Genomic DNA, 26,237 nt, shown 5'->3' with positions numbered 1-26,237 from the left:
GAACGGCTCAGCCGTTGCTGGCAAGCATGGAAATCTTGTTGCCCATGGACTCGCCATTCTTGTCGAGCAGGCGGGTCGGATAGTCGCCGGTGAAATAGTGGTCGGTGAACTGCGGACGAGCCGGGTTGCGGTCTTCGCCGCCGACGGCGCGGTAAAGGCCGTTGGTCGACAGGAAAGCCAGCGAATCCGCGCCGATATACTTCGCCATGGCTTCGACGTCGGCATACTGGTTTGCGAGCAGCTTGTCGGCATCCGGCGTGTCGATACCGTAGAAATCCGGGAAGAAGATCATCGGGCTGGCAACGCGGATATGCACTTCTTTCGCACCGGCCTCGCGGATCATCTGCACGATCTTCAGCGAAGTGGTGCCGCGCACGATGGAATCGTCGACTAGCACGACGCGCTTGCCTTCGATCATAGCCCGATTGGCGGAATGCTTCAGCTTCACGCCGAAGGCGCGGATCTGCTGCGTCGGTTCGATAAAGGTCCGGCCGACATAGTGGTTGCGGATGATGCCATATTCGAATGGAATGCCGCTTGCCTGCGCATAACCGAGGGCAGCGGGCGTGCCGCCATCCGGAACAGGCACGATGACGTCGGCATCGACAGGCGATTCCTTGGCGAGGTTCATGCCCATGTTCTTGCGCGTCGTATAGACGTTGCGGCCGCCGACGACCGAGTCCGGACGGGCGAAATAGACATATTCGAACAGGCAAAGCCGCTCCGGCTGCTGCTTGCTGGGCTTGCGCGCATCGATGCTGATCGAGCCGTCAGGCTGAATTTCGCAGATGATGACTTCGCCGTTTTCGACGTCGCGGACGAACTTGGCGCCGATAATGTCAAGCGCGCAGGTTTCCGAGCAGAAGATCGGCTTGCCGTCGAGTTCGCCCATGACGAGCGGGCGGATGCCGGTGGGGTCGCGCGCGGCAATCAGCTTGGTGCGTGTCATGGCGAGCATCGAATAGCCGCCTTCCATCTGGCGGATGGCATCGATGAAGCGATCGGCGGTGGACGTGTGGCGGGAGCGGGCGATGAGGTGGAGGACGACTTCGGTATCGGATGTCGACTGACAGATGGCGCCGGTCGCGATGATCTGGCGGCGCAGCGTCAGGCCATTGGTGAAATTGCCGTTATGGGCAATGGCGATGCCACCTTCCTCCAGCTCGGCAAACAGCGGCTGCACGTTGCGCATCGCCACTTCGCCCGTCGTGGAATAGCGCGTGTGGCCCATCGAAATGCTGCCGGGCAGGCGCGCCAGCGTCATCGGGTTTGTATAGTGGTCGCCGACGAGGCCCATATGGCGTTCCTGATGGAAGCGCTTGCCGTCGAACGAGACGATACCGGCCGCTTCCTGGCCGCGATGCTGCAGGGCGTGCAGACCGAGCGCGGTGAGTGCGGCGGCATCGGGATGTCCCAGGATTCCGAAAACGCCGCATTCTTCATGCAGCGTATCTCCGTCCAGCGGATCGTCGGTCGGGAAGGAATGGGACTGGTTCATTTCTGCGGGCCTCTGCTCTCACAAGAATGGATCGGCATTTCCAAAAGCATGATAGCGGAAATCTCTGAGCTTTCCGATAGTCTCACGCTGAACGGCACCTGTCTCAAAATCCGCTCACCGGCTCTGAAACGGCTGAGGCCCGGCAAAGCGAAATGCCCGGCCGGACCTTTGGTCTTACGTCCCGCTCAAATGGCAATTGCCAGGCCGCGGGTCAAGCTAGTGAACACTGCGTCAATTCGATGGCTGCTGTGCGCCATTGTTAGGCGCGGGTGCTGCATCTTCCGCCGGCGCCTGATCGTTAGCCGGTGCATTTTCATCCGTCTGTTTCGCGCCGCCAAGCTTCTCGGTGATGCTCTTCTGGATCATCTGGGCAAATTCATCCGGCAGGACCGCCTGCAGGCGAACGACGAGGGAATCCAGGAACGGTTTCGATTTTGCATTGTTGACCCAGGCCGGGCGGTGATCGGCATCGACCAGCCAGTTCCAGAAGGCCACGGCGACGACGAGCAGAAGTATGCCGCGCGCCGCACCGAAGAGGAAGCCCAAAGTGCGATCGAGCGCGCCGATGCGGCTGTCGATGATGAAATCGGCGATCTTCATTGTGATGAAGGAGATGACGATCAGCGCGATGAGGAAGACGACGGCGGCCGAACCAACGATCGCGATGCGGTCATCATCCGTATATCGCTTCGCATAAGGCACGAGATAGGGGTAGAGATAGTAAGCGGCGGCGGCTGAACCGCCCCAGCTCGCGATCGAAAGAACTTCGCGCGAGAAGCCGCGGACCATTGCCAAAACGGCGGAGAAGAGCACAACGCCGATGACAATACCGTCGAAAATCGTAATGGGCATGTAAATTCCACTCCAGACTGCCGCCTTGCAGGCCGCGTCGCGCCTTGTTTGGCTGATCCTATAGCATCCCCGCTATTGGTGATGAAGGATCAAACGTCTTCTTCCACACGCTGCAGCGCCCCTTTCGACCCGGCAATACGCGCGACCAAATCCGGCAGGCTCTCGATCTCGCTCCAGCGACCGCTGCCCCTTGGCAGTTCGGCGGAGCCGGATGGTAGAAGAGCCGCCGAAAACCCCAGCTTTTCGGCTTCTTTAAGGCGCTGGGCGGTTTGCGCAACCGGCCGGACGGCGCCCGACAGACTGACTTCGCCGAAATAGACGCAATCGGCCGGAAGGGCAATACCGGCAAGCGATGAAACGAGGGCCGACGCGACGGCAAGATCGGCCGCCGGTTCCGAGATGCGGAAGCCGCCGGCTATGTTGAGATAGACATCGTGCTGGCCGAGCCGGACGCCGCAATGGGCCTCCAGAACCGCAAGGATCATCGAAAGGCGCGCGGAGTCCCAGCCGACGACGGCGCGCCGCGGCGTACCGAGCGAGGTTGGCGCGACCAGCGCCTGGACTTCGACGAGCACGGGGCGCGTGCCCTCCATACCGGCGAAGACGGCCGCACCCGGCGATTTCTCGTTGCGCTCGCCGAGGAAGAGTTCGGAAGGGTTGGCGACTTCGCGCAGGCCTTTGTCCGACATTTCGAAGACGCCGATCTCGTCGGTCGGTCCGAAGCGATTCTTGACGGTGCGCAGGATGCGGTAGTGATGGCCGCGATCGCCCTCGAAATAGAGCACGGCATCGACCATATGCTCGACCACACGCGGGCCGGCGATCTGGCCGTCCTTGGTTACATGGCCGACGAGCACCATGGCCGCACCCGTCTGCTTGGCGAAGCGGATCATCGACTGCACGCCGGTGCGTACCTGTGTCACTGTGCCGGGCGCGGATTCTGCAAGCTCGCTCCAGAGCGTCTGGATGGAGTCGATAATAACGAGGTCGGGGCGCTTGCCTTCCGCGAGCGTTGCGAGAATGTCCTCGACATTGGTTTCGGCGGCGAGCAGCACGTCGGTATCGGCCGCTGCCAGGCGCTGGGCGCGCAACCGCACCTGTGCCACGGCCTCTTCGCCCGAGACATAGATGATCCGGTGTCCGCGTCGCGACAATGCAGCGGCCGCCTGCATGAGCAACGTCGACTTGCCGATGCCGGGATCGCCGCCGACAAGCACCGCCGAGCCGCGCACGAAGCCGCCGCCGGTCACACGATCGAGTTCGGAAATGCCGGTATGGATGCGAGGCGCTTCCTCGATCTCGCCTGACAGAGCTGTCAACGCGACAGGTCGGCCCTTCTTCGGCGTTTTCGCAGGGCCGCCACCGATGCCGCCCATCGGGTCTTCTTCGACGATGGTGTTCCATTCGCCGCAATTATCGCATTTGCCGGCCCAGCGGTTATGCACCGCGCCGCAGCTCTGGCAGATGAATTGTGTTCTGGCCTTGGCCATCGATGACTGCTTTCAGGTAGGGGCGCTCAAGCGCCCGAATCGGATTTCTGCCCTAGATAATGGCTTCCGGCACTGATCAAAACTAATGATTTTCCCATCAGCGGCCGGGCTGGCAATATCAGCGGGCTTTCAAGGATTAGGCCATGCTCGATTATTCGCTCGCTCACTGGATCGGTTTCCTTACGGCAGCGGTTCTTCTGAATCTGTCGCCCGGTCCCGACATGGCTTTCATTCTCGGCCACACGATCAAGAGCGGCACGCGGGCCGGTTTCTCGGCCGTCTTCGGTATCTGGACCGGCGCCTGCATGCACGTGCTTCTCGCCGCCTTCGGCCTGTCGGCAATCCTTGCTGCCTCGGCGATCGCCTTTTCCGCCGTCAAATGGATAGGCGCGATCTATCTTGTCTGGCTTGGCATCCAGGCGCTGCGCTCGAAAGGCGAGGGTGGTTTTGTTCGTGCGGCAGGCGAGACGCTCGGGTGGCGGCGGATCTATCGGCAAGGTGTGCTCGTCTCGCTGCTTAACCCGAAAGTGGCGATCTTCTTCCTCGCCTTCCTGCCGCAATTCGTCGTCGAGGGCGCCGGCCCGGCATGGTTGCAGCTCGCCGTCCACGGCGGCCTCATCATCGTCGTAGCTTTCTTCATCGAGCCGCCGCTGATCCTGGCGGGAGGGCGGCTCGCCAATCTCTTCAAGCGAAATGTCAAGATCGGCCTGTGGCTCGATCGCGGTCTCGGCGCATTGTTCGTGACGCTCGGCGTTCGCCTCGCGCTCACCACGCGCTGAGACTATTCCTCATCCATCTCGTACTTGCGCTCATGGCGCAGGCCGATGCTCGTCAGCATCTCGTAGCCGATCGTGCCCGCAGCCTTGGCCGCATCGTCGACGAGGATGTTCTTGCCGAAGAGTTCGATATAGTCGCCGGCGCGCACCGCACCTTCCGGCAGGTCGGTCACATCGAAGATCGTCTGGTCCATGGTGATGCGGCCCGCGACCGGCACCTTATGGCCGGCAATAAAGCCCTGTCCGCCCTGCGGCACGGCCTGGCGTAGCGGCACCCCGCCGCTCGACTGGCTGCGCATATAACCATCGGCGTAACCGGCTGAAACGATCGCCAGCCGGCTGTCGCGGCGAAGCTGCAGCGCCCGCCCATAACTCACGGTTTCGCCGGCTTTGACCGTACGGATCTGGATAATCCGCGCCTCCGCCGTCGCCACCGGGCGCATTGGGTTCACCATGCCGTTGACGGCCTGTCCGCCATAGATCGCGATGCCCGGCCGAGTGAGATCGAAGTGATAATCCTCGCCAAGGAAGATGCCGCCGGACGCAGCCAGGCTTGAATCGATACCTTCATAGGCGGCGCTAACCCCGCGGAATGATTCAAGCTGCTGCCTGTTCATGTCAGAGGAGTGATCGTCGCCGCAGGCCAGATGGCTCATGACGAGCACGGGCGCGAAACTCGCCGGCCGCGACACGTCGTTGGCGAGCGCGATCGCCTCGTCCACCGTCAGGCCGAGCCGATTGAAGCCGGTATCGACATGCAACGCGCAAGGATAGTCGCCATAATCGGCCAGCACCGCCATCCAGAAGGCAAGCTGTTCTTCCGAGGCGATGACCGGCACCAGATCGTTTTCGAAGAAGCGCCGCTCCGTGCCGGGCCAGATGCCAGCCAGCACGAAGATGCGCGCCTCGGGCGCAAACATGCGCAGCGTCACGCCCTCATCGACGGTCGCCACGAAGAAATCCCGCGCGCCGGCGAGATAGAGCGCTTCGCCGGCATCCTCGATCCCCGTCCCATAGGCATCTGCCTTGACGACGGCGCCCGTGCGCGCTTTCCCGGAACGTCGCGCCATATCCCGCCAATTGTCGGTCAGCGCCGTCAGGTCGACAGTCAGCCGCAGGCCGGCGGAGGCGAAAAGGTCGTCGTCTTCGAAGGGGAGGGAAAAATCTGTCATGAATCGCCGCGCTGAAAGGGAAAGGAAAATGCTGCCAATACTCTAGAGAGCATTGTGGCAAAGAGAAAGCATGAGGGGCGACATACCAGCCTTTCCCCACATGCGATCACTTTTGTTCAAGACGTGAGGAAGCCACCGCGCTAATCTGGCGTGATGCAGAACGTATCCCAGAAAGAGGCGGCAGACGCCATGCCGCTTGCCAAGGTGGAATCGGCCCGCTTCTGGCGGGATCGCCGTTTCCGCGACATGGAGTGCCTGAGCGCCAGCTTCCTGACGCACGAATATGCGCCGCATGCTCATGACACGTTCAGCATCGGCGCGATCGAGAGCGGCAGCCAGATCGCCACGCTCCGCGGCAGGCGGGAGGAAACCGGGCCTGGCGACCTCTATCTGATCGATCCGGGCGTCGTTCACGACGGCGCTCCCGGCGGCGAAGGCTATCGCTATCGGATGATCTACCCGGATACGAAGCTCTTCATCGATGTTCTGGAAGATGTTAGTGGCAAGGCTTTCAATGCGACACCTTCCTTTGCCGGCGCGCTGCCCCGCGATCCGCAGCTTGCCAGAGCCTTCCATGCAGCCCACCGCACACTCGAAAGCGGCGCGGGCGCGCTGGAATCGGATGAGAACATGTTTTCGGTGCTGGCAGCGATCTTCGCCCGTTACGGCAGCACGATCGTTGTGCCGGTCGATACGAAGGAACGCAGCGCCGTTGCCCGCGCTCGCGATTATCTTATCGAAAATTTCGACAGCGACGTAAATCTCGAGGAACTGGCTGGGGTGGCGGGGCTAAGCCGTGCTCACCTGATCCGCGCCTTCCGCAGGGAATATCACATCACCCCGCATGCCTTCCTGACGGACCGGCGCATCCTCGTCGCCCGACGGCTGCTGAGGGAAGGCCGTATGCCGGCTGATGTCGCCGTGGAATGCGGTTTTGCCGATCAGGCGCATTTTACCCGCCACTTCAAATCGCGCACCGGCGTTACCCCCGGCCAGTTCCGCGTCGGTTGATCACTTTCGTTCAATACACACGTTAAGAGCCTCGGTTACCTCTCCGCCATATTGATGTGGAGGTTGCCATGTTGCAGCGAAGCCGGCCGGCCGGCGAATCCTTTGCCGGTGAATTTCTTTTGGGGATGCGCACCATCTTTCCGCTGATCGTCGCCGTCTGGCCGATCGGTCTCGTCTTCGGTGCGGTTGCGGCCACCAAGGGCCTTTCTCCGCTGGAAACAGCGCTGATGAGCGCGCTCGTCTTTGCCGGCGGCTCGCAATTCGTGGCGATGGATATCTGGACCATCCCGCAAGCTGGATCGGTGTCGGCTTCGCGGCCCTGCTCGTCAATATCCGCCATGTGCTGATGAGCGCCTCGATCGGTACGAAGATGCAGTCCTTCTCCGGGGTCAAACGCTACGCCGCCATGCTGTTTCTTGCCGATGAGCTGTGGGCCATGGCGGAATTCCGCGCTGGCAGCACGCGGCTGACACCCGCCTGGTATGCCGGCATCGTCACGCCTTTCTACCTCACCTGGGTCGGCTCGTCGCTGACAGGGGCGCTGCTTGGCGCCTTCCTCGGCGATCCCGCCGTCATCGGCCTCGACTTCGCGTTTCCCGCCGTTTTCGTCGTGTTGCTCATGGGTTTCTGGAAGGGGCCGCAAACCGGTGCTGTGCTCGCAGCAAGCGCAGTCGCATCCGTTGCCGTCCACCATCTTGTGCCGGGGGTCTGGTATATCGCGGCCGGCGCGCTGGCCGGGTTGGCGACCGCTCTCTGGCAGGGCAGGGCGAGGGAGCAGGCGGCATGACGCTCGATCTCAACACCCTGATCGCCATCCTTGCGATGGCTGTTGCCACGGTCTTCACCCGCGTCAGTGGTCTCGTGCTGATCCGTCACGTCGAGATCGATGAGCGCCGTAAGACGGCGATCGAAGCCATTCCGCCGGCCGTGCTGATGGCCGTCATTGCCCCGACCGCCTTTGCGACCGGCTGGGCGGAGACGCTAGCCTGTGTCGCAACGGCAATCGCCGCGCGCCGTCTGCCGATGCTCGTCAGTGTCGTCATTGGCGTAGCGACAGTGGCTTTGCTGCGGGCTGCAGGCTTGTAAGGGAGGATTGACGCGGAAAACCCGCGTCAATGTTCCTCATATTGCGAGAAGGATGGATCGGCGAGATCGGCAAAGCGCGTGAATTCCGACTGGAAGGCGAGCTTTACCGTACCCGTGGGTCCGTGACGCTGCTTGGCGATGATGACGTCCGCCGTGCCCTTCACCTTGTCGAACAGCGCTTCCCATTCCGGATATTTCGGATCGTGGATATCGCGCGGCTCCATATTCTTCACGTAATATTCCTCGCGGAACACGAAGAGCACGACGTCGGCGTCCTGCTCGATCGAACCGGATTCACGAAGATCGGAAAGCTGCGGGCGCTTATCTTCGCGGCTTTCGACCGCACGCGAAAGCTGCGACAGCGCGATAATCGGCACGTTCAGTTCCTTGCCGAGCGCCTTTAGGCCTGTGGTAATCTGGGTGATTTCCTGAACGCGGTTATCGCTGGATTTACCGGAGCCGGTCATGAGCTGGACGTAGTCGACGACAAGCACGTCGAGACCGCGCTGGCGCTTGAGGCGGCGCGCGCGCGCCGAAAGCTGGGCGATCGAGATGCCACCCGTCTGGTCGATGTAGAGCGGCACCTTCTGCATCATCATTGAGCAGGCGACGAGCTTTTCAAAATCGGCGTCGTTGATGTCGCCGCGGCGGATCTTCGAGGAGGAAACTTCCGTCTGCTCGGAGATGATACGCGTGGCGAGCTGTTCGGATGACATTTCGAGCGAGTAAAAGCCGACGACGCCGCCGTTCTTCGCCTTCATGCTGCCATCGGGCTGCACCTCGCCCTCGTAGGCGGCGGCAATGTTATAGGCTATGTTGGTGGCAAGCGAGGTCTTGCCCATACCCGGGCGTCCTGCGAGCACGATCAAGTCCGATCGCTGCAATCCGCCCATCTTCGCGTCGAGTGAGTGGATGCCCGTGGAAATGCCCGATAGGCCGCCGTCACGCTCTTTGGCGACGGCTGCCATGTCGATGGCGAGCGCCACGGCATCGTTGAACGACTGGAAGCCGCCATCGTAACGGCCGTTTTCGGCAAGCTCGAACAGGCGGCGTTCGGTATCTTCGATCTGCGCCTGCGGCGGCATGTCGAGCGGCGCGTCATAGGCGATATTGACGACATCCTCGCCGATGGTGATGAGCGCGCGGCGGATCGCCAGATCGTAGATCGCCCGGCCATAGTCCTCGGCATTGATGATCGTCACCGCTCCTGTGACGAGGCTTGCAAGATATTGCGAAACGGTGATGTCGCCAACCTTCTCGTCAGCCGGCAGGAAGGTCTTGACGGTGACGGGGTTGGCGATCTTGCCCATGCGGATGATGTCGCCGGCGACCTCGAAGATCTTCCGGTGCAGCGGCTCGTAGAGATGAGTGGGCTTGAGGAAGTCCGAGACGCGATAATAGGCGTCGTTGTTCATCAGGATGGCGCCGAGTAGCGCCTGTTCGGCCTCGATGTTGTTCGGCGCTTCGCGATAGTGCTGCTCTGCAGGAGCAACGGCGGCAATCTTTCGTGCGGCTTCGTTCATCGTCATCCGTACTGTCTTTTATCCAAAACCGGGATTTGCAGGGCAGCCCAGATAAAATCAAGTGTCCTGCAGCAACAGCTTTCAGGCGTTCGTCAAATCGGCTGCCCTGTGCACATTGTTCGACTTCTCCACAGTCACACTTTGGCAAGTACAAAAATACCGGGGGTGTTACCTGCAGAGCACGGCCGAAAACGACTCACTTCCATCGGCCTTGTCCGGCAGTTTAGGCCAGTTGCAGGAGACATGCATCCGGGCAGAGACCGTCGGCACTTGCAAACATTGGAAAACAATAAATGGCGAGGTCGTGGTAGGCGAGACGCACGGCATGGCAATGAAGGTGTGGGCGCAGGTCATTTCGCTATTCCCGAAAACGATCCAGAGACTAATTTAGACCTGACATGAGCCATGCATACCGACCTGCAGGGCATTGGAGAGTTTGAGATCCTGCCGATGAGCCTAGCCGAGAACGCTAACGACAATGTGGCGCTAAGGCCCGCTGGGGAGCCGGACACGCAACAGACATCTTCGTCGCCTCCAGCGGGGGGCGTGCTGATGCCCATCTGGAAAAGGCCACTCTATATGGCGGCGTCGCTCCTGCTCTTTCTGACGCAGGGCCTTGGCATGAACCTGCTGACAGCCAACATCAATCAGCTGCAGGGCTCGTTTTCCGCAACGACAGCTGAAATCTCGTGGCTCTCGGCGGCGTACATGGCACCCTATGCCAGCATGTCGATTGCGCTCTTCAAGATCCGCAGCCAATACGGCCTCCGCCGTTTCGCGGAACTCAGCATTATCTGCTTTGTCGTCGCGGCCGCGCTCAATCTTTTCATCACCGACCTGCACTCCGCGATCGTCGTGCGCACTCTGAGCGGCATGGCCGCCGCACCGCTTTCGTCGCTTGGCTTCCTATACATGCTGGAGCCATTTCCGCCGGAAGAGAAGCGCTCGTTGGGGCTCAGCCTTGCCCTGATGTGCACGCTGTTTGCCGCACCGGTCGCGCGAATCATCTCGCCCTCGCTGCTCCAGTTCGGCGGTTATGAGGCACTCTATACGTTCGAGATGGGGCTCGCTCTTATAGCCTTTCCGGTGATCTATCTGCTGCCGCTGACGCCGCCGCCGCGGGCCACGGTCATTCAGCGGCAGGACATATTGAGCTATCTTCTGCTGGCTGTCGGTTTTGGCTGTCTCGCCGTCGTGCTGACGCTCGGCCGGCTCTATTGGTGGTTCGAGGCGCCATGGATCGGTGTGCTGCTGGCAGTATCGGTAGGGGCGCTTGCGCTCATGCTTGCCTTGGAGTTGCCGCGCGCCAATCCTCTGATCGATTTCCGCTGGCTGTTCTCCGGCGCTAACATGCGGATGGCAGGTGTCCTGCTGCTCTTCCGCTTCGTCTCCTCCGAGCAGTCGTCGACCGCCGCCAATTTCTATCAGCAACTGGGGCTTCTGAACGATCAGACCGTGACGCTTTATGCGATCATCCTTCTCGCCTCTCTGGCAGGTGGTCTTTTCTGCGCATTTTTGATGACTACCCGCTATGTCGAGACCGCTCACGTGCTGGCGCTCGCCCTTATCGCAGGCGGCGCCTTTCTGGATAGTCAGTCGACGAGTCTCACCCGGCCGCCTCAGATGTATCTAAGCCAGGCAATGGTCGCCGCAGGCGCAGCGATGTTCCTGCCGCCTGTCATGGCGAACGGCTTTAAGGCGGCGACCGCCCGCGGCATTCAATATATCGTCAATTTCCTCGTGATCTTCATTTTCACGCAGAGCATCGGCTCGCTCTTCGCCTCCGCGATGCTTGGCACCTTTGTAACGATCCGGGAAAAATTCCACTCGAGCATTCTCGTCGAGCATGTTCTGCTGCAGGACCCGATCGTGGCGCAGCGCATCTCTCAGATGAGCGGTGCATATGGCAAGGTGCTCGGCGACAAGACGCTGCTCAATGCGGAAGCGCTGACCTTGCTGGCCCAGCAGGTCAGTCGCGAGGCGTATATTCTCGCCTACAACGATACTTTCCTTGTGATAGGCTACTCGTCCGTCTTCGGTCTGATCATCATTCTTCTGCATCAGGCATGGCGCCGTCTGCCTTGGTCAGGGAGAGGCGAGCCCGATGCAATTCCCGCTCAATCGTGATGTCGAGGGCCTGGCATGTTGAAATACGTTCGATCCCCCTCGACTATCATCGCAGTGCTTGCCGGCATTGCCGGCGTCCTCCTCGTTCTCTACGCATGGCGCCTGCCGCCGTTCGTCACCTCGGTAGAGACGACGGACAATGCATATGTTCGAGGTTATGTCACGATCATAAGCCCACAGGTTAGCGGCTATGTCGTCGATGTGCCGGTGAAGGACTATCAGCAGGTCAAGCAGGGCGATACGCTCGCCCAGATCGACGACCGCATCTACCTCCAGAAGTTTGCCCAGGCGCGTGCCGCGCTCGATGGGCAGAAGGCGTCGCTGGAGAACTCCCGCCAATCCGAACTCGCGGCGAAGGCGAGCATCGCCTCTAGCCAGGCGCAGGTCGATAGCGCAAATGCAGCGCTGACGCGGGCGCAGCAGGCTTGGGATCGCGTCAACAATCTGAGCAACCGCGGCATTGCATCGCAGAGTGAAACGGAGGCTGCGCAGGCGACGCTCGATCAGGCTAAGGCCGCCGTGAACCAGGCAAAGGCTGCGCTGGAGGTTTCTAACCAGAATTTAGCGACGATCATCGTCAATCGCTCGCTGCTGGAGGCGAATGTCGCGAGCGCCGAAGCTGTCGTAAAGCTCGCGGAAATCGACCTGCAGAACACGAAGATCGTAGCGCCGCGCGATGGTCATCTCGGTGAAGTCGGGGTTCGGCTCGGGCAATATGTGGCCGCCGGAACGCAGCTCATGGCAGTCGTGCCCGAAGATGTGTGGGTCGTCGCGAATTTCAAGGAAACCCAGCTGTACGGCATGCAGGTGGGGCAGCCCGTGACCATCACAGTCGATGCGCTCGGCAGGCAGCAATTGCGCGGGTACATCGAGGGCTTCTCCCCCGCCGCGGGATCGGAATTCGCAGTTATCAAGGCCGATAATGCGACCGGCAACTTCGTGAAGATCGCCCAGCGCGTCGGCGTGCGCATCCGCTTCGACCCAGACCAGCCGGCGGTCAAGGATCTCGGCCCAGGGCTCTCGGTCGTTGTCGATGTCGACAAGAGCGCTGCGCCGAGACAGAACACGGCAGCCAAATAAGCAGAAAGCCCGGCGCGAGCCGGGCTTCAGTCCATGTCGAGAGGAACCTCTCGAAAAAATCATGCTTCCTCTTCGTCGAGGCCTTCGGCTTCCGGATCGAAGAAGTCTTCCGGACGCAGGGCATCTTCGTCAACGCCGTAGATGGCATCGACCGAGGTGAGCTCTTCGCCCTTGGCCTGACGTTCGGCTTCTTCGGTGGAGCGGGCAACGTTCAGCTCGATGTTGATTTCAACTTCGGCATGAAGCTGCAGCTCGACCTTGTGCAGGCCGATCGCCTTGATCGGCGTGTTGAGGTGAACCTGGTTGCGGGAGATGTTGAAGCCTTCTGCGGCGAGAACGTCGACGACGTCACGGGCAGCGACGGAGCCGTAGAGCTGGCCGGTTTCGCCAGCGGAACGGACGACGATGAAGGACTTGCCGTTAAGAACATCGGCAACCTTCTGGGCTTCGGACTTGCGCTCCAGGTTACGGGCTTCGAGCGTTGCGCGCTCGGCTTCGAAACGGGCCTTGTTGGCAGCGTTGGCGCGCAGTGCCTTGCCGAGCGGCAGGAGGTAATTGCGAGCAAAGCCATCGCGAACCTTTACGGTTTCGCCCATCTGGCCGAGCTTGGAGATGCGTTCGAGAAGAATGACGTCCATGGTATTTTTCCTTTCTTGTTCTCAGATTTCGGTATCGGTTTGTTTGGGGGCATCGGCATCCTTGGTCGGGGTCAGGGCGATCGCCTTGCGGGTATCGGCTAGACCGAGCACGAGGATGAAAAGTGCTGGCAGCATCATGGTGGATGCCAGGTAGCAGAGGATGAGGGCCGGCAAGCGCCAGTCCTTGCCGCGCGTGCGGAAATGCAGGGCGGCGAAGCCGGACATCAGGAAGCCGGCGCCGAAGGCTCCGACCACCGTGGCGCCGATCATCGCCGGAACGCCGCCCATGAACGTGGCGGCAAGACCGGCGAGGAAGATGAAGATCGAATTGCGGTTCATGCGCAGCGACGAGGGAATGTCCTCGCGCGGACGCAGGCCCCGGCCAGACGCCGCAACGATGCGTGTGGCGATATAATAGGCGGCAAAGAGCATGACGACCCAGATGCCACCCTGCAGCGCAGGCAACATCAGAACGACCAGCGACTTCGTCTGTGCGGTCGCGGCCGGGTCCGGAATGAAATCCGGTTGCTGCTCTTGCAGCGAACTCATCAGTGCATCGACCATCCGGTCGGTGATCTCAGGCCCGTAACCGATCATGATGCCGGTCACGATGACGGCGATCGTCACAAGGCCGCAGAGATGCAGCAGGATATCGGAAAGCGGATACCAGGCGAGCAGATTGTCCGGGCCGCCGAGTTCGGAAGCCGGCCGCGCGAGGTTCGCAAGATGGCTGAGCCATCCTGCCGGCAGCAGCGTCACCAGCGTCATGACCAGTGCGAAGGAGGGGGAGATGGCGATCGCGCCAACCGCGGCGGCGGTGATGACGGCCGAAATGGCAGCAATATTGCCCCAGCCAAGGCCGACAAGCAGAATCGGAAGCGCAGAAGCGGCGTAAAGCACGGCACTGAACGACGGCTGCATGCTCGCGCCAAGCACCAGCAAGGCGGCGGTCACTCCGGCGAGTGCGCCGGTCGCAAGCGTTTTCAGGTTCAATCGTGTCACTTCGCTGTCCTGCTTCACAAAGCAGTTAGAGGATTTCCCCGGGCAAGTGCGGGAGATGCCTCAACATGGGTTTTAAAGTTCCGATCCGCGCCCATCGCGGAAGGGAGGAAGCCCCGGATCCGAAGATCCGAGGCTTCGGTATCAAATTAGGCTACGACGTACGGCAGCAGGCCGAGGAAGCGTGCACGCTTGATCGCCTGAGCGAGTTCGCGCTGCTTCTTCTGGGAAACGGCCGTGATGCGGGACGGGACGATCTTGCCGCGCTCGGAAATGTAGCGCTGCAGAAGACGGACGTCCTTATAGTCGATGCGCGGAGCATTTGCGCCGGAGAACGGGCAGGTCTTGCGACGACGGTGGAACGGACGGCGGACCGGAGCGGAGGAAGATTCAGACATTCTTATTTCTCCTTATGCACGGTCTTCGCGGGGAGCGCGATCCGGACGCGGAGCGCGCTGGAAATCGCCATCACGACGCGGCGGACGGTCGCCGAATTCGCGGCGCGGGCCACGATCGCCGCCTTCACGCGGGCCGCGGTCGTCACGATCGCGCTTCTGCATCATGGCAGACGGGCCATCTTCGTGCTTTTCAACAGCGATGGTCATGTAGCGAAGAACGTCTTCGCTGATGCGCATCTGGCGTTCCATTTCCTGGATCGCAGCCGCCGGTGCATCAATGTCCATCAGGGCGTAGTGAGCCTTGCGGTTCTTCTTGATGCGGTAGGTGAGGGACTTGAGGCCCCAGTTTTCAATGCGCCCGACCTTGCCACCGTTAGCTTCGATCACGCCCTTGTACTGTTCTACGAGGGCATCGACCTGCTGGGTGGAAATATCCTGTCGGGCAAGGAATACATGTTCATAAAGAGCCATGACAGCTTTGCCTTTCTTGCGTTGATCAGAACCCGGCATTCGGCGGCTAAGCCTCAACGACTGCTCCTGAGAGGCGATAAGCGCCAAGCAAGAAAAGCGTTTCCGAGACGGTCGAGAGCGGAGACACGGGAGGCTGGAACGCTTCCGTTCCGAACGGTTCGCAAGAAGCAAACCGGCCCTCCGTTCAGCCACCAGCCAGAAGACCGGGTTAACGAACAGGCGCGCTTATACGGATTTTTCCGCGAAAGGCAAGCGCATATGGCAGAAAAGCCCGCCAATGCGCTTACGAGTTGAAGACGCCGGTGGTGTAGCGCCTGTTCCCTCGAGCCCTCACATCGGCATCGGATAGAGCCGGTGAACCTTCTCGATGTCATCAAGCACATCGCTGCTGAGCTTCACATCGGCCGAGCCGATATCCGTCTTCAGCTGCGCCATCGACGTCGCGCCGATGATGACCGACGTCATGAAGCGGCGGGTCAGGCAGAAGGCAAGCGCCATCTGCGATGGATCGAGGCCATGGCGGGCGGCAATCTCCAGATAGGCCCTGGTCGGCGCTTCCTGCAGCGGCTGCAGGCGGCCGCCGAGGTCGCCGTTGATCGAAGCGCGCGTGCCTTCGGGCTTCTCGCCGTTGATGTATTTCCCGCTCAGGATGCCGGCAGCGAGCGGCGAATAGGCGAGCAGACCTACGTCTTCATGATGCGAGAGCTCCGCCATGTCGAGATCGAAGTGACGGTAGAGAAGATTGTATTCGTTCTGCACGCTCGCGACGCGCGGCAGGTTCAACTGCTCGGAAAGCGTCACATATTTCTGTGTGCCCCAGGTCGTTTCGTTCGACAGGCCGAAGGCGCGGACTTTGCCTTCCTTTACCAGCGCACCCACCGTCTCCAGAATTTCGGTCATATTGGCGATGGCTTTGGCGCGATCTTGTTTGAAAGGATCGTAGTGCCAGTTCTGGCGGAAATGGAAATGACCGCGGTTCGGCCAGTGGATCTGGTAGAGGTCGATATAGTCGGTCTTCAGCCGCTTGAGGCTGGCTTCGAGCGCAAGGCGGATGTTCTTGGCATCGGCGCCTTCGCCATTGCGGATATAGGAGCGGCCAGTGCCGGCAACCTTGGTGGCAAGTACGATGTCCTTGCGCTTGCCGGTCTTCTCAAACCAGCTGCCGATATATTCTTCCGTGCGCCCTTGCGTTTCGGCCGAAACCGGCGTCGTCGGGTAGAGCTCGGCAGTATCGAAGAAATTGATGCCCTCCTCGACGGCGTAGTCCATCTGCTCATGGGCTTCCGCCTCGCTGTTTTGCGTTCCCCAGGTCATGGTGCCAAGGCAAATTTCGGATACGGAAATGTCGGTGCGGCCTAGTTTATTGTATTTCATCGGGAACCTTGGACGTCAGCTAGGGAGGGAAGGGCTTGGGAAGGGCCGCGCAAATCTAGGCCGGATTTGATGAAGCGCAAGAGAAAAAACCTGGCTTTCCCGCTGCGGCGAAAGGCTTTGGAGAGAATCCGTCGCCACTTGACTCCGAAGGAAAGAACGTCAATTGGAGGCGAAATCGCCCAATAGGCACTATCGAGGGACCGAAAAAATGACCGTTGCTTTCACTTTTCCCGGCCAGGGCAGCCAGGCCGTCGGCATGGGCAAGGAGCTCGCCGAGAATTTTGCGGAAGCCCGCGCCGTTTTCGAAGAGGTCGATGAAGCGCTCGGTGAAAAGCTCTCCGATGTCATGTTCAATGGTCCTGAGGACAAGCTGACGCTGACGGCCAATGCCCAGCCGGCACTGATGGCCGTCTCCATGGCTGTCATCCGTGTTCTGGAAGCCAAGGGCCTCGATCTGAAGTCGAAGGTCGCCTGTGTCGCCGGCCATTCTCTCGGCGAATATTCGGCCCTTTGTGCGGCCGGCACTTTCTCCGTCGCCGATACCGCCCGCCTCCTGCGCATTCGCGGCAATGCCATGCAGGCTGCAGTTCCGGTCGGCGTCGGCGCCATGGCCGCCATCATCGGCCTTGAACATGCTGACGTGCAGGTCGTCTGCGAAGAAGCCGCAGCCATCGGCTCCTGCCAGATCGCCAATGACAATGGCGGCGGCCAGCTCGTCATTTCAGGCGAAAAGTCGGCCGTCGAAAAGGCCGCCGGCCTTGCGACCGACAAGGGCGCCAAGCGCGCTATCCTGCTGCCGGTTTCCGCTCCCTTCCATTCCAAGTTGATGGCGCCGGCCGCAGATGCCATGCGCGAAGCGCTCGCCGGCGTGAAGAAGGCGAACCCAGTCGTGCCACTCATCGCCAATGTCCGCGCCGCGCCTGTCACGGATGCCGAAGAGATTGCCAAGCTTCTCGTCGAGCAGGTCACCGGACAGGTCCGCTGGCGCGAAACGGTGGAATGGTTTGGCGCAAATGGCGTCACCACGCTTTATGAACTAGGTGCCGGCAAGGTGCTGACCGGCCTTGCACGCCGCATCGACAAGAATATCAATGGTGTCGCGGTCAATGGTCCGGCCGATATCGACGCCGCCATTGCCGCTCTCACGGCCTGATAGCTCTACTTTATATAAGGAACGTTCTCATGTTCGATCTTTCCGGCCGCAAGGCTCTCGTCACCGGCGCATCGGGCGGCATCGGCGAGGAAATCGCCCGCCTTCTCCACAAGCAGGGCGCCATAGTCGGCTTGCACGGTACCCGCGTCGAAAAGCTTGAAGCCCTGGCAAACGAGCTCGGCGAGCGCGTCAAGATCTTCCCGGCGAACTTGTCGGATCGCAACGAGGTCAAGGCTCTCGGCCAGAAGGCGGAAACCGATCTAGAAGGCGTCGATATCCTCGTCAACAATGCCGGCATCACCAGGGATGGCCTGTTCGTGCGCATGAGCGACGAGGACTGGGATGCTGTGCTCGAAGTGAACCTGACGGCAACCTTCCGCCTGACCCGCGAGCTTACCCACCCGATGATGCGCCGTCGCTACGGTCGGATCATCAACATCACCTCCGTTGTCGGCGTCACCGGCAATCCGGGTCAGGCCAATTACTGTGCCTCCAAGGCTGGTATGATCGGCTTCTCCAAATCGCTGGCACAGGAAATTGCCACCCGTAATGTGACGGTCAACTGCGTCGCTCCGGGCTTCATCGAAAGCGCCATGACCGGCAAGCTGAACGACAAGCAGAAAGAAGCGATCATGGGGGCGATTCCCATGAAGCGTATGGGCACCGGCGCCGAGATCGCGTCCGCCGTCCTCTACCTCGCCTCCGCCGAGGCTGCCTACATGACGGGCCAGACGCTGCACGTGAACGGCGGAATGGCCATGATCTGAAGCGATTAGCTGCCGCAGTCGCCGATTCCAGCCAATAGCGTGTTGACCAATCACGAACGGTTGATTTTCTGGCTTTGCGGCAGACTTAAAGCATGTTAAGCGGGCCATGACTGTGTGCAGTCGTCCCGTAAAAAGCAGACGGACCGGCGGGCTTTCGCAAGCCTGGGACTTCTCTAAAGCCGGGTAAACGAGTTTGCCGAGGATGTCTGACAACATCGCAGGCTGAAACAGGGTAGGGGTGTCAAAAAGACATTCCGATCAGGACATAAAGTCGAGGAAACCGACATGAGCGATATCGCAGAACGCGTAAAGAAAATTGTTATTGATCATCTTGGCGTCGATGCCGACAAGGTCGTCGAGAGCGCCAGCTTTATCGACGATCTGGGCGCAGACTCGCTCGACACGGTCGAACTGGTCATGGCCTTCGAAGAAGAATTCGGCGTTGAAATTCCCGACGATGCCGCTGACTCGATCCTGACGGTCGGCGACGCTGTGAAGTTCATTGAAAAGGCTCAGGCCTGATTCTGCGCATTCGAGAAAGGGCGGGCCAAGAGTCCGCCCTTTTCTTTTGAGCATGTTTCTCCATAAAACATAACAGACGGGGGAAAGCAGTCGATGAGAAGGGTCGTTATTACAGGTACCGGTATGGTATCGCCCTTGGGATGCGGAACAGAAGTTACGTGGTCCCGCCTGCTTGCGGGAGCAAACGGCGCCCGCCTCGTGACCGAATTCGAGGTCGACGATCTCCCCGCCAAGATTGCCTGCCGCATTCCCGTTGGCGATGGTTCTGATGGTACCTTCAATCCTGATGATTGGATGGAGCCGAAGGAGCAGCGCAAGGTAGACCCCTTCATCATCTACGGCATGGCTGCCGCCGACATGGCGCTCAAGGATGCCGACTGGCATCCCGAGACCGATGAGGACCAGATCGCCACCGGCGTGCTGATCGGCTCCGGCATCGGCGGCATCGAAGGCATTGTCGAGGCGGGCTACACGCTGCGCGACAAGGGCCCGCGCCGCATTTCCCCCTTCTTCATTCCTGGCCGACTGATCAACCTCGTCTCCGGCCAGGTCTCTATTCGCCACAAGCTGCGCGGCCCGAACCACTCGGTCGTCACCGCCTGCTCCACCGGTGCGCATGCCATTGGCGATGCTGCCCGTCTGATCGCGCTCGGCGATGCCGATGTCATGGTCGCCGGGGGGACGGAATCACCGGTCAGCCGCATTTCGCTCGCCGGCTTTGCCGCCTGCAAGGCGCTGTCGACGCAGCATAATGACGACCCGCAGAAGGCCTCACGCCCCTACGACAGGGATCGCGACGGCTTCGTCATGGGCGAGGGCGCTGGCATCGTGGTTCTCGAAGAGCTGGACCATGCGTTGGCGCGCGGCGCCAAGATCTATGCCGAAGTGGTTGGATACGGACTTTCCGGCGACGCCTACCACATTACCGCTCCCTCGGAAGACGGCGAAGGCGCATTCCGCTGCATGACCATGGCGCTGAAGCGCGCAGGTCTGACGCCTGCCGATGTCGACTACATCAACGCCCACGGTACGTCGACCATGGCCGATACGATCGAGCTGGGTGCCGTCGAGCGCCTCGTCGGCAATGCGGCGTCGAAGATTTCCATGTCGTCGACCAAATCGGCGACCGGCCACCTTTTGGGCGCTGCCGGCGCCATCGAGGCGATCTTCACGACCCTCGCAATCCGGGATAACGTCGCCCCTCCGACGCTCAATCTCGATAACCCTGAGCGGGAAACCGCAATCGATCTTGTTCCGCACAAGGCTCGTGAGAGAGAAATCAACGTGGCGCTATCCAACTCGTTCGGATTCGGCGGCACGAATGCATCGCTGGTGCTGCGCCGCTACGTGGCGTAACAGGCGGTTCACGAGCCCGGGCGAACGTCAAACGGCGTCATGAAGCGCGGCAGAACCTGTTTTTGCCGCATTACTTCGCGAAATAGCGAAGCGGGGCCTAGTTTTAGAGGATTGCCGGTGAGCGACACGACCAACCAGAGCAGCGATAACGGCCAGAACGGTCAGTCGGCGCAGAAGGGGCCGATCATCCCGAAGTCGCCGAACGAAGCCCTGCGTCCGGAGCGCGTTCCCGAGCCGCCGAAGCGCTCCAGGAATGCCCGCAGCCAGGTCGTCCTCTTTCTGAATTTCGTAATGACCATGGCGGTGATCGTCTGCATCGCCGGTCTCGTCGGCGTCTACTATGCCATCACGACCTATCAGAGCCCTGGGCCGCTGCAGACCAATACCAACTTCATCGTCCGCAATGGCGCAGGCCTTGCCGAAATCTCTTCGAACCTTGAGCGCAATCTCATCATTTCGGACGCCCGCGTCTTCCGCTATCTGACGGCGACGCATCTCAATGCCGGCGAAAGCCTCAAAGCCGGTGAATATGAGATCAAGGCGCATGCGTCCATGAGAGAGATCATGGAGCTCCTGAAATCCGGCAAGTCGATCCTCTATTCCGTCTCCTTCCCCGAAGGATTGACGGTACGGCAGATGTTCGATCGCATGCTGGACGATCCGGTTCTTGAAGGCGATCTGCCGGCCGCCCTGCCGCCGGAAGGCAGCCTGCGGCCTGATACCTACAAGTTCTCGCGCGGCACCAAACGTTCCGAGATCATCGATCAGATGGCCGCCGCCCAGCAGAAGCTCGTCGACCAGATCTGGGAACGGCGTGATCCTTCTCTGCTTCTGAAGAGCAAGGAAGAATTCGTGACGCTCGCCTCGATTGTGGAAAAGGAGACCGGCGTGCCGGATGAGCGCGCTCATGTCGCTTCTGTCTTCCTGAACCGTCTCGGTAAAGGCATGCGCCTGCAGTCCGATCCCACCATCATCTACGGTCTCTTCGGTGGTGAGGGCAAACCCGCCGACCGGCCGATCTACCAGTCGGACCTGAAGAAAGAGACGCCCTTCAATACCTACGTCATCAAGGGCCTGCCGCCGACGCCGATCGCCAATCCCGGCAAGGATGCTCTTGAAGCCGTCGCCAATCCCTGGAAGACGCAGGACCTTTATTTCGTCGCCGACGGAACCGGCGGTCACGTCTTTGCTGCGACACTCGAAGAGCACAATGCCAACGTCAAGCGCTGGCGTAAGCTGGAAGCCGACAAGGGCGCCGATCCGGAGATAGCCGTCGACGGACAGCCGGAGGAGCAGCCTGTGGACAATACATCCGCGGTTCCGCCCAAGAAAAAGAAGATCAACTGATATCGGGAGGCCTTTGATGGCATTGCAGTCCATGACCGGGTTTGCGCGGCACGAGGGAACGAGCGGCCGCTGGCGCTGGGCATGGGAACTGCGTTCGGTCAACGGCAAGGGCCTCGATGTCAGACTTCGCCTGCCACCCGGCCTGGAGCGGCTCGAAACGGAGGTCCGCCGCATCGCCGGTGAGAATTTCAGCCGCGGCAATTTGCAGGCAACGCTGACGCTGACGTCAGGCGAAAGCCAACTTGAGGCCGTGCTCAATCAGGACGCCTTTTCTGCCGTTCTCGCGATGCGCGAGAAGCTGGAAGGCCTGATCGATCCGGCGCCGCTGAGGCTCGACACACTTCTGTCCATTCGTGGTCTCGTCGATTTCCGAGAGACGCAGGATAGCGAAGAGACGGTTGCCGCCCGCGATGCCGATATTCTGTCAGGACTGACGGCTGCTCTTGCCGGTCTCAAGATCATGCGGGAGCAGGAGGGCGCAGCACTTGCTCGCGTGCTGCTCGGTCATATCTTGACGATCGAAGGCCTGACAGGCGCGATCGAGGCCGATCCTTCGCGTTCTCCGCAGGAGATCGTGGCAAAACTGTCCGCACAGGTTGCCCTACTCATGGAAGGCACCGGCTCCCTCGATCGCGACCGGCTGCACGCCGAAGCCGCTCTGCTCGCCACCAAGGCTGACCTGCGTGAAGAGATCGACCGGCTGAAGGCTCATGCGGCCGCCGCGCGCGATCTCCTGGCGAAAGGTGGCCCAGTCGGCCGAAAGCTCGATTTCCTTGCACAGGAATTTAACCGAGAATCGAATACCATCTGCTCGAAATCGAACGCCTCGGCCGTCACCGCAGCCGGCATCGAGCTGAAGGTGGTGATCGATCAGTTCCGCGAGCAAGTCCAGAATTTGGAGTAGGACATGAGCCCGGCGAAAACATCGCCCATCCAGATCGCCCGCCGCGGTCTGATGCTGGTCATCTCGTCGCCCTCGGGCGCCGGCAAATCCACCATCGCGCGCACGCTGCTGGAAACCGACAAGCAGATCGGCCTTTCCGTCAGCGTCACGACCCGCCAGCGCCGGCCTAGCGAAGTGGAAGGCGTGCACTACCATTTCAAAACGGTGCGGGAATTCGAGCGGCTGCGCGATTCGGATTCCCTGCTGGAATCGGCGGAAGTTCATGGCAATTTCTACGGCACACCCCGCGAGCCTGTGGAGCAGGCGATGTCGGAAGGCCGCGACATGCTCTTCGATATCGACTGGCAAGGTGCTCAGCAGTTGCAGCAGAAGATGCAGGCCGACGTGGTTTCGATCTTCGTGCTGCCGCCGACCATGACAGAACTGCAGTCCCGCCTGCATCGCCGCGCCGAGGATTCCGAGGAGGTCATCCAGACGCGCCTTGCAAACTCGCGTGCCGAGATCGCGCATTGGCGCGAATATGACTATGTCATCATCAATGACGACCTGAACGCTGCCTTCGATGCGGTGCAATCGATCGTCAAGGCAGAACGCCTGCGGCGCGACCGCCGCCACGGCATGTTCGACTTCGTTCGTGAACTGCTCGAGGAGACGCCGGTTCTCTAAGGCATTCTAGCAAGAGCTGCAGCGGTTTTGCGCCCTGGAAATGCTCTAAAGGCTGTTCGCCACCCGGCAGAATTCTTCAACCGACAGGGTTTCCGCCCGCCGGGCCGGATCGATGCCAGCTTTGGTCAGCAGGCCTTCGCCGCCAAGCGGCTTCAGGCTCTGGCGCAGCATCTTACGGCGTTGGCCGAAGGCGGCCTGCGTGACCTTCTCCAGATTGGCGACTGAACAGGGAATGGGATTTTCATTCGGTGTCAGGTGAACCACTGTCGAGGTGACCTTCGGCGGCGGCGTGAAAGCCTGCGGCGGGATATCGAAGGCCATACGGGCATGGGTGCGCCAGCCCGCGAGCACGCCGAGGCGGCCATAGTGATCATCGTCCTCGGAAGCAACGATGCGTTCGCCGACTTCCTTCTGGAACATCAGCGTCAGTGATTGCCAGAAGGGCGGCCACGTTTTCGGCAGCAACCAATTCACGAGAAGCTGGGTGCCCACATTATAGGGCAGGTTGGCAATGATTTTGACGGGGCCTTCCGACGCCAGTTCCTCGAAATCGATCTTCAGCGCATCGCCTTCGATCACCTCAAGCCGGCCAGCATAGTGGTCGGCAATCTCGGCCAGCGCCGGCAGGCAGCGCGCATCGCGTTCGACCGCGATGACCTTCTTCGCACCGAGCGCCAGGATGGCTCGCGTCAATCCGCCGGGGCCGGGACCGACTTCAAGGACTGTCACATCTTGAAGTGCGCCAGCTGTGCGGGCAACCTTCTGCGTCAGATTGAGATCGAGCAGGAAGTTCTGTCCGAGTGCCTTGCGCGCATCGAGCCCGTGGCGCTGGATGACCTCGCGAAGCGGCGGCAGACCATCGAGTGCAGCCATTAACGATGGCTTTCAGCGGTACGGCCAAGCTGCGCGCCGAGCTTGAGCGCAGCAACAAGGCTTGCCTCACGTGCCAGCCCCTTGCCGGCAATGCCGAGCGCGGTGCCATGGTCGGGGGAGGTGCGTACGAAGGGAAGGCCGAGCGTTACGTTCACGGAATCATCGAAGCCGAGTGCCTTGGCGGGGATCAGCGCCTGATCGTGATACATGCAGACGGCAACGTCATAACGCGCGCGCGCCTCGTCATGGAACATCGTGTCGGCTGGCAGGGGACCGATCGCATCGATGCCCTCATCGCGAAGGATCTGCACCGCAGGATGGATGATGGTTTCATCCTCCTTGCCGATCGCACCGCCTTCGCCGGCATGTGGATTGAGCCCTGCGATCGCAAGCCGCGGAGCGGCGATGCCAAACCGCTGCTTCAGATCCCTGTCCGCGATTCGGCAGGTCTCGACGATCAGGCCGAGCGTCAGGACCTGCGGCACATCCTTGAGCGGAATATGGATGGTGACCGGAATGGCGCGCAGTTTCGGTCCGGCAAGCATCATGACGGGCATCACCGACTGGCCAGTCGCATGCATGGCGAGATCCGCGAGGAACTCCGTGTGGCCGGGAAACTTGAACCCTGCCTCGTAGAGCACCGACTTGGCGATTGGATTGGTGACGACCGCAAGGGCTTCGCCCTGCATCACCAGCGCCACAGCTGTCTCGATCGAGGCAATCGTGCCCTTGGCGGTCGCAACATGCGGCTCTCCCGCCGCAACATCAATGCCAGCCGGTATGGGCATCACCGGCAGCGCGTCTGCAAATGCGCTGAGACTTTCCGCTGCGTTGCCGATACTGCTCAGGGGAATATCGAGCCTCAGCTGTCGCGCCCGCACGGCTAGCACATCAGGATCGCCAATCAGGAAAAATGGCGGCAGCCCAAGCTCGCGTCTGCGGAGCCATGCCGCCAGGGTGATATCGGGTCCTACGCCGGCCGGATCGCCCTGCGTCAGTGCAAGCGGTCGCGAAAACGATGTCGCCATGGAAGTCAGCGATAGATGATCTGCGCGTGCTTGCGCAGTTCATCCAGATATTTGGTGCTGTTTTCGTTTTCCGGCGCTGCAGTCTTGTCCGACTTGGCCTTGGCGAGATCCTCCTGACGGAACACCATTTCTGCCGCCTGGTCATCCGAAACCTGGCGCTGGCTGCAGATTGCCAAATATTCTACGCCCTTATCGGTTACGCGTGTTGCCGTCGTATTGCCCTTGGCCTGGGCAACGAGGTCCTTCCATTCTGCTGGAATTTCCGGGGCGAGCATGCGGCCAAGATCGCGCACGGAAACATCCCGCATGGTGGCGGCGAAAGTCTTTGCCTGATCGCATCCGGGATATTTGGAGCGCGACGCCTCGGCCTCGCCCTTGCGCTTGGCCGTGATCGCGTCACGCTTGGCTGCGGGGACCACGAAGATGATCTGCTGCAATATGTATTCCGTCGTCACCGGCTTCTGCTTATTGTTCTGCATCATACGGTTGACCAGATCATAATTCGAGATGCGCGCACTGGAGCCGTAGCGCGCATTGACGAGACGCGGCCAGCTCATCTGCACGGCAATGAAGTTCTTGAAATGATCGACGCCGACACCGGCGCGGTCGAGGATCTGTGACATCTGCTCGACGGAAAGCTTGTTGCTGGCGGCGAAACGGGCGAAGGAAGCGTTGACGTCGTCCTGCGAAACCGACATGCGCACGCGGGAGATTTCCTGCCGCTTCAGCGTCTCGTCGACGAGCTGTTCTTCGGCAGCCTTGGCATCGGGCTTCAAGCGCTGCAGGCGCATGAAGGCCTGTCGCTTGGCAACATCGCCGCTGGTAATGGCGGTACCGTTTACCACTGCCTTGACTTCGCTGGCGGCGACGACGGGGGTGCTGAAGGCAACAAGCATCAGGGTTGCGCCTGCAACAAGTGCGGTTACGGATTTCTTCGCGTCAATCATCTATTGACCTCCCGATAGCGCCGCACGACCCGGCGCGCGGCGTTCTTACCATAGACCGAGACGAGCGGAAATCGCATCTCTTACTCTGCGACACCCTATGCCTCACATAATAACTGGTCGCAATGTCCTGCACAGGGTTACGGCGAAAGAATGGCTCGGCCGGAGATTCCGGCCGAGCA

Annotated in this window: 25 protein-coding genes and 1 pseudogene; 13 read left to right on the top strand and 13 right to left on the bottom strand. The window is 60.8% G+C overall.

Annotated features, from left to right (window positions below):
* Window positions 1-7: 7 nt before the first annotated feature.
* The 3 genes from purF to radA form a co-directional block, all read right to left on the bottom strand.
* Window positions 8-1,498, bottom strand: coding sequence for an amidophosphoribosyltransferase (purF, locus tag FHX08_RS10910; RefSeq protein ID WP_132651036.1), 1,491 nt, complete (start codon window positions 1,496-1,498; stop codon window positions 8-10).
* A 231-nt stretch (window positions 1,499-1,729) separates the two neighbouring features.
* The gene (locus FHX08_RS10905; RefSeq protein WP_132651037.1) at window positions 1,730-2,350 is read right to left on the bottom strand and encodes a CvpA family protein; all 621 of its coding nucleotides are present in this window, start codon (window positions 2,348-2,350) and stop codon (window positions 1,730-1,732) included.
* Between the two features lie 89 nt (window positions 2,351-2,439).
* The gene (gene radA / locus FHX08_RS10900) at window positions 2,440-3,840 is read right to left on the bottom strand and encodes a DNA repair protein RadA (protein ID WP_132651038.1); all 1,401 of its coding nucleotides are present in this window, start codon (window positions 3,838-3,840) and stop codon (window positions 2,440-2,442) included.
* A gap of 143 nt (window positions 3,841-3,983) precedes the next feature.
* Between radA and FHX08_RS10895 the strand changes: the two genes are divergently transcribed.
* On the top strand, window positions 3,984-4,619 hold the full coding sequence (locus FHX08_RS10895) for a LysE family translocator (protein ID WP_132651039.1): 636 nt from the start codon (window positions 3,984-3,986) through the stop codon (window positions 4,617-4,619).
* A gap of 2 nt (window positions 4,620-4,621) precedes the next feature.
* Here FHX08_RS10895 and alr read toward each other — a convergent pair whose 3' ends face one another.
* Complete coding sequence (alr, locus tag FHX08_RS10890) at window positions 4,622-5,788, bottom strand: alanine racemase (protein ID WP_132651040.1); 1,167 nt, start codon at window positions 5,786-5,788, stop codon at window positions 4,622-4,624.
* 189 nt (window positions 5,789-5,977) lie between these two features.
* Between alr and FHX08_RS10885 the strand changes: the two genes are divergently transcribed.
* The 3 genes and pseudogenes from FHX08_RS10885 (at window position 5,978) to FHX08_RS10875 (ending at window position 7,885) form a co-directional block, all read left to right on the top strand.
* Window positions 5,978-6,799 carry an AraC family transcriptional regulator gene (locus FHX08_RS10885; RefSeq protein ID WP_132651968.1) on the top strand — a complete coding sequence of 274 codons (822 nt, stop codon included), beginning with the start codon at window positions 5,978-5,980 and terminating at the stop codon, window positions 6,797-6,799.
* A gap of 68 nt (window positions 6,800-6,867) precedes the next feature.
* A pseudogene (locus tag FHX08_RS10880) lies at window positions 6,868-7,586 on the top strand (AzlC family ABC transporter permease).
* Window positions 7,583-7,885, top strand: coding sequence for an AzlD family protein (locus FHX08_RS10875; RefSeq protein ID WP_132651042.1), 303 nt, complete (start codon window positions 7,583-7,585; stop codon window positions 7,883-7,885). The pseudogene FHX08_RS10880 and the gene FHX08_RS10875 overlap by 4 nt, the downstream one beginning before the upstream one ends.
* Window positions 7,886-7,911: 26 nt before the next feature.
* Here the strand turns inward: FHX08_RS10875 and FHX08_RS10870 are convergent, their stop codons facing one another.
* A complete protein-coding gene (locus FHX08_RS10870; protein WP_132651969.1) occupies window positions 7,912-9,408 on the bottom strand; it encodes a replicative DNA helicase in 1,497 nt (498 codons plus the stop codon).
* Between the two features lie 450 nt (window positions 9,409-9,858).
* Between FHX08_RS10870 and FHX08_RS10865 the strand changes: the two genes are divergently transcribed.
* Together FHX08_RS10865 and FHX08_RS10860 are read left to right on the top strand one after the other, a co-directional pair.
* Window positions 9,859-11,535, top strand: coding sequence for an MFS transporter (locus FHX08_RS10865; protein ID WP_132651970.1), 1,677 nt, complete (start codon window positions 9,859-9,861; stop codon window positions 11,533-11,535).
* Between the two features lie 15 nt (window positions 11,536-11,550).
* A complete protein-coding gene (locus tag FHX08_RS10860; RefSeq protein WP_132651043.1) occupies window positions 11,551-12,615 on the top strand; it encodes an HlyD family secretion protein in 1,065 nt (354 codons plus the stop codon).
* Between the two features lie 59 nt (window positions 12,616-12,674).
* Here FHX08_RS10860 and rplI read toward each other — a convergent pair whose 3' ends face one another.
* The 5 genes from rplI to FHX08_RS10835 all read right to left on the bottom strand — a co-directional run bounded on the left by rplI (window position 12,675) and on the right by FHX08_RS10835 (window position 16,495).
* Window positions 12,675-13,253, bottom strand: a complete 579-nt coding sequence (gene rplI / locus FHX08_RS10855) for a 50S ribosomal protein L9 (RefSeq protein WP_132651044.1) — start codon at window positions 13,251-13,253, stop codon at window positions 12,675-12,677.
* Between the two features lie 21 nt (window positions 13,254-13,274).
* Window positions 13,275-14,255, bottom strand: coding sequence for a DUF2232 domain-containing protein (locus tag FHX08_RS10850; RefSeq protein WP_132651045.1), 981 nt, complete (start codon window positions 14,253-14,255; stop codon window positions 13,275-13,277).
* Window positions 14,256-14,401: 146 nt separating this feature from the next.
* Window positions 14,402-14,650 carry a 30S ribosomal protein S18 gene (gene rpsR / locus FHX08_RS10845; protein ID WP_007531286.1) on the bottom strand — a complete coding sequence of 83 codons (249 nt, stop codon included), beginning with the start codon at window positions 14,648-14,650 and terminating at the stop codon, window positions 14,402-14,404.
* A 12-nt stretch (window positions 14,651-14,662) separates the two neighbouring features.
* Window positions 14,663-15,121: a 30S ribosomal protein S6 gene (rpsF, locus tag FHX08_RS10840; RefSeq protein WP_132651046.1), complete on the bottom strand. Its 459-nt coding sequence runs from the start codon at window positions 15,119-15,121 to the stop codon at window positions 14,663-14,665.
* A gap of 330 nt (window positions 15,122-15,451) precedes the next feature.
* The gene (locus tag FHX08_RS10835; RefSeq protein ID WP_132651047.1) at window positions 15,452-16,495 is read right to left on the bottom strand and encodes an aldo/keto reductase; all 1,044 of its coding nucleotides are present in this window, start codon (window positions 16,493-16,495) and stop codon (window positions 15,452-15,454) included.
* A 208-nt stretch (window positions 16,496-16,703) separates the two neighbouring features.
* Between FHX08_RS10835 and fabD the strand changes: the two genes are divergently transcribed.
* From fabD to gmk, 7 genes are all read left to right on the top strand, one after another.
* Window positions 16,704-17,648, top strand: coding sequence for an ACP S-malonyltransferase (gene fabD / locus FHX08_RS10830; RefSeq protein ID WP_132651048.1), 945 nt, complete (start codon window positions 16,704-16,706; stop codon window positions 17,646-17,648).
* A gap of 29 nt (window positions 17,649-17,677) precedes the next feature.
* Window positions 17,678-18,415 (top strand): 3-oxoacyl-[acyl-carrier-protein] reductase, encoded by a 738-nt coding sequence (gene fabG, locus FHX08_RS10825; RefSeq protein WP_132651049.1) that lies wholly within the window; start codon window positions 17,678-17,680, stop codon window positions 18,413-18,415.
* A 285-nt stretch (window positions 18,416-18,700) separates the two neighbouring features.
* Window positions 18,701-18,937: an acyl carrier protein gene (locus tag FHX08_RS10820; RefSeq protein ID WP_003547058.1), complete on the top strand. Its 237-nt coding sequence runs from the start codon at window positions 18,701-18,703 to the stop codon at window positions 18,935-18,937.
* Window positions 18,938-19,030: 93 nt separating this feature from the next.
* The gene (gene fabF / locus FHX08_RS10815) at window positions 19,031-20,293 is read left to right on the top strand and encodes a beta-ketoacyl-ACP synthase II (RefSeq protein ID WP_132651050.1); all 1,263 of its coding nucleotides are present in this window, start codon (window positions 19,031-19,033) and stop codon (window positions 20,291-20,293) included.
* A 117-nt stretch (window positions 20,294-20,410) separates the two neighbouring features.
* Window positions 20,411-21,640 carry an endolytic transglycosylase MltG gene (mltG, locus tag FHX08_RS10810; protein ID WP_132651051.1) on the top strand — a complete coding sequence of 410 codons (1,230 nt, stop codon included), beginning with the start codon at window positions 20,411-20,413 and terminating at the stop codon, window positions 21,638-21,640.
* Between the two features lie 16 nt (window positions 21,641-21,656).
* Window positions 21,657-22,544, top strand: a complete 888-nt coding sequence (locus FHX08_RS10805; RefSeq protein WP_132651052.1) for a YicC/YloC family endoribonuclease — start codon at window positions 21,657-21,659, stop codon at window positions 22,542-22,544.
* A gap of 3 nt (window positions 22,545-22,547) precedes the next feature.
* Window positions 22,548-23,210: a guanylate kinase gene (gene gmk, locus FHX08_RS10800; RefSeq protein WP_132651053.1), complete on the top strand. Its 663-nt coding sequence runs from the start codon at window positions 22,548-22,550 to the stop codon at window positions 23,208-23,210.
* Window positions 23,211-23,255: 45 nt separating this feature from the next.
* On the opposite strand, the gene rsmA is transcribed toward gmk, so the two are convergent.
* From rsmA to FHX08_RS10785, 3 genes are read right to left on the bottom strand one after another with little or no spacing between them, the layout of a single operon-like run.
* Window positions 23,256-24,083: a 16S rRNA (adenine(1518)-N(6)/adenine(1519)-N(6))-dimethyltransferase RsmA gene (gene rsmA, locus FHX08_RS10795; protein ID WP_132651054.1), complete on the bottom strand. Its 828-nt coding sequence runs from the start codon at window positions 24,081-24,083 to the stop codon at window positions 23,256-23,258.
* A complete protein-coding gene (pdxA, locus tag FHX08_RS10790) occupies window positions 24,083-25,111 on the bottom strand; it encodes a 4-hydroxythreonine-4-phosphate dehydrogenase PdxA (RefSeq protein WP_132651055.1) in 1,029 nt (342 codons plus the stop codon). Before pdxA ends, rsmA begins: the two co-directional genes overlap by 1 nt.
* A 5-nt stretch (window positions 25,112-25,116) precedes the next feature.
* Complete coding sequence (locus tag FHX08_RS10785) at window positions 25,117-26,058, bottom strand: peptidylprolyl isomerase (protein WP_132651056.1); 942 nt, start codon at window positions 26,056-26,058, stop codon at window positions 25,117-25,119.
* Window positions 26,059-26,237 lie beyond the last annotated feature (179 nt).

The sequence above is a fragment of the Rhizobium sp. BK529 genome (genome assembly GCF_014194105.1).
GTDB lineage: Bacteria > Pseudomonadota > Alphaproteobacteria > Rhizobiales > Rhizobiaceae > Rhizobium.
This window is presented reverse-complemented; position numbering and strand designations above follow the sequence as displayed.

What these genes read in the sequence shown, in the direction of transcription:
- purF (WP_132651036.1), bottom strand. Translation starts at nt 1,498, where the DNA reads ATGAACCAGTCCCATTCCTTCCCGACCGACGATCCGCTGGACGGAGAT.
- FHX08_RS10905 (WP_132651037.1), bottom strand. Translation starts at nt 2,350, where the DNA reads ATGCCCATTACGATTTTCGACGGTATTGTCATCGGCGTTGTGCTCTTC.
- radA (WP_132651038.1), bottom strand. Translation starts at nt 3,840, where the DNA reads ATGGCCAAGGCCAGAACACAATTCATCTGCCAGAGCTGCGGCGCGGTG.
- FHX08_RS10895 (WP_132651039.1), top strand. Translation starts at nt 3,984, where the DNA reads ATGCTCGATTATTCGCTCGCTCACTGGATCGGTTTCCTTACGGCAGCG.
- alr (WP_132651040.1), bottom strand. Translation starts at nt 5,788, where the DNA reads ATGACAGATTTTTCCCTCCCCTTCGAAGACGACGACCTTTTCGCCTCC.
- FHX08_RS10885 (WP_132651968.1), top strand. Translation starts at nt 5,978, where the DNA reads ATGCCGCTTGCCAAGGTGGAATCGGCCCGCTTCTGGCGGGATCGCCGT.
- FHX08_RS10875 (WP_132651042.1), top strand. Translation starts at nt 7,583, where the DNA reads ATGACGCTCGATCTCAACACCCTGATCGCCATCCTTGCGATGGCTGTT.
- FHX08_RS10870 (WP_132651969.1), bottom strand. Translation starts at nt 9,408, where the DNA reads ATGAACGAAGCCGCACGAAAGATTGCCGCCGTTGCTCCTGCAGAGCAG.
- FHX08_RS10865 (WP_132651970.1), top strand. Translation starts at nt 9,859, where the DNA reads ATGAGCCTAGCCGAGAACGCTAACGACAATGTGGCGCTAAGGCCCGCT.
- FHX08_RS10860 (WP_132651043.1), top strand. Translation starts at nt 11,551, where the DNA reads ATGTTGAAATACGTTCGATCCCCCTCGACTATCATCGCAGTGCTTGCC.
- rplI (WP_132651044.1), bottom strand. Translation starts at nt 13,253, where the DNA reads ATGGACGTCATTCTTCTCGAACGCATCTCCAAGCTCGGCCAGATGGGC.
- rpsR (WP_007531286.1), bottom strand. Translation starts at nt 14,650, where the DNA reads ATGTCTGAATCTTCCTCCGCTCCGGTCCGCCGTCCGTTCCACCGTCGT.
- rpsF (WP_132651046.1), bottom strand. Translation starts at nt 15,121, where the DNA reads ATGGCTCTTTATGAACATGTATTCCTTGCCCGACAGGATATTTCCACC.
- FHX08_RS10835 (WP_132651047.1), bottom strand. Translation starts at nt 16,495, where the DNA reads ATGAAATACAATAAACTAGGCCGCACCGACATTTCCGTATCCGAAATT.
- fabD (WP_132651048.1), top strand. Translation starts at nt 16,704, where the DNA reads ATGACCGTTGCTTTCACTTTTCCCGGCCAGGGCAGCCAGGCCGTCGGC.
- fabG (WP_132651049.1), top strand. Translation starts at nt 17,678, where the DNA reads ATGTTCGATCTTTCCGGCCGCAAGGCTCTCGTCACCGGCGCATCGGGC.
- FHX08_RS10820 (WP_003547058.1), top strand. Translation starts at nt 18,701, where the DNA reads ATGAGCGATATCGCAGAACGCGTAAAGAAAATTGTTATTGATCATCTT.
- fabF (WP_132651050.1), top strand. Translation starts at nt 19,031, where the DNA reads ATGAGAAGGGTCGTTATTACAGGTACCGGTATGGTATCGCCCTTGGGA.
- FHX08_RS10805 (WP_132651052.1), top strand. Translation starts at nt 21,657, where the DNA reads ATGGCATTGCAGTCCATGACCGGGTTTGCGCGGCACGAGGGAACGAGC.
- gmk (WP_132651053.1), top strand. Translation starts at nt 22,548, where the DNA reads ATGAGCCCGGCGAAAACATCGCCCATCCAGATCGCCCGCCGCGGTCTG.
- rsmA (WP_132651054.1), bottom strand. Translation starts at nt 24,083, where the DNA reads ATGGCTGCACTCGATGGTCTGCCGCCGCTTCGCGAGGTCATCCAGCGC.
- pdxA (WP_132651055.1), bottom strand. Translation starts at nt 25,111, where the DNA reads ATGGCGACATCGTTTTCGCGACCGCTTGCACTGACGCAGGGCGATCCG.
- FHX08_RS10785 (WP_132651056.1), bottom strand. Translation starts at nt 26,058, where the DNA reads ATGATTGACGCGAAGAAATCCGTAACCGCACTTGTTGCAGGCGCAACC.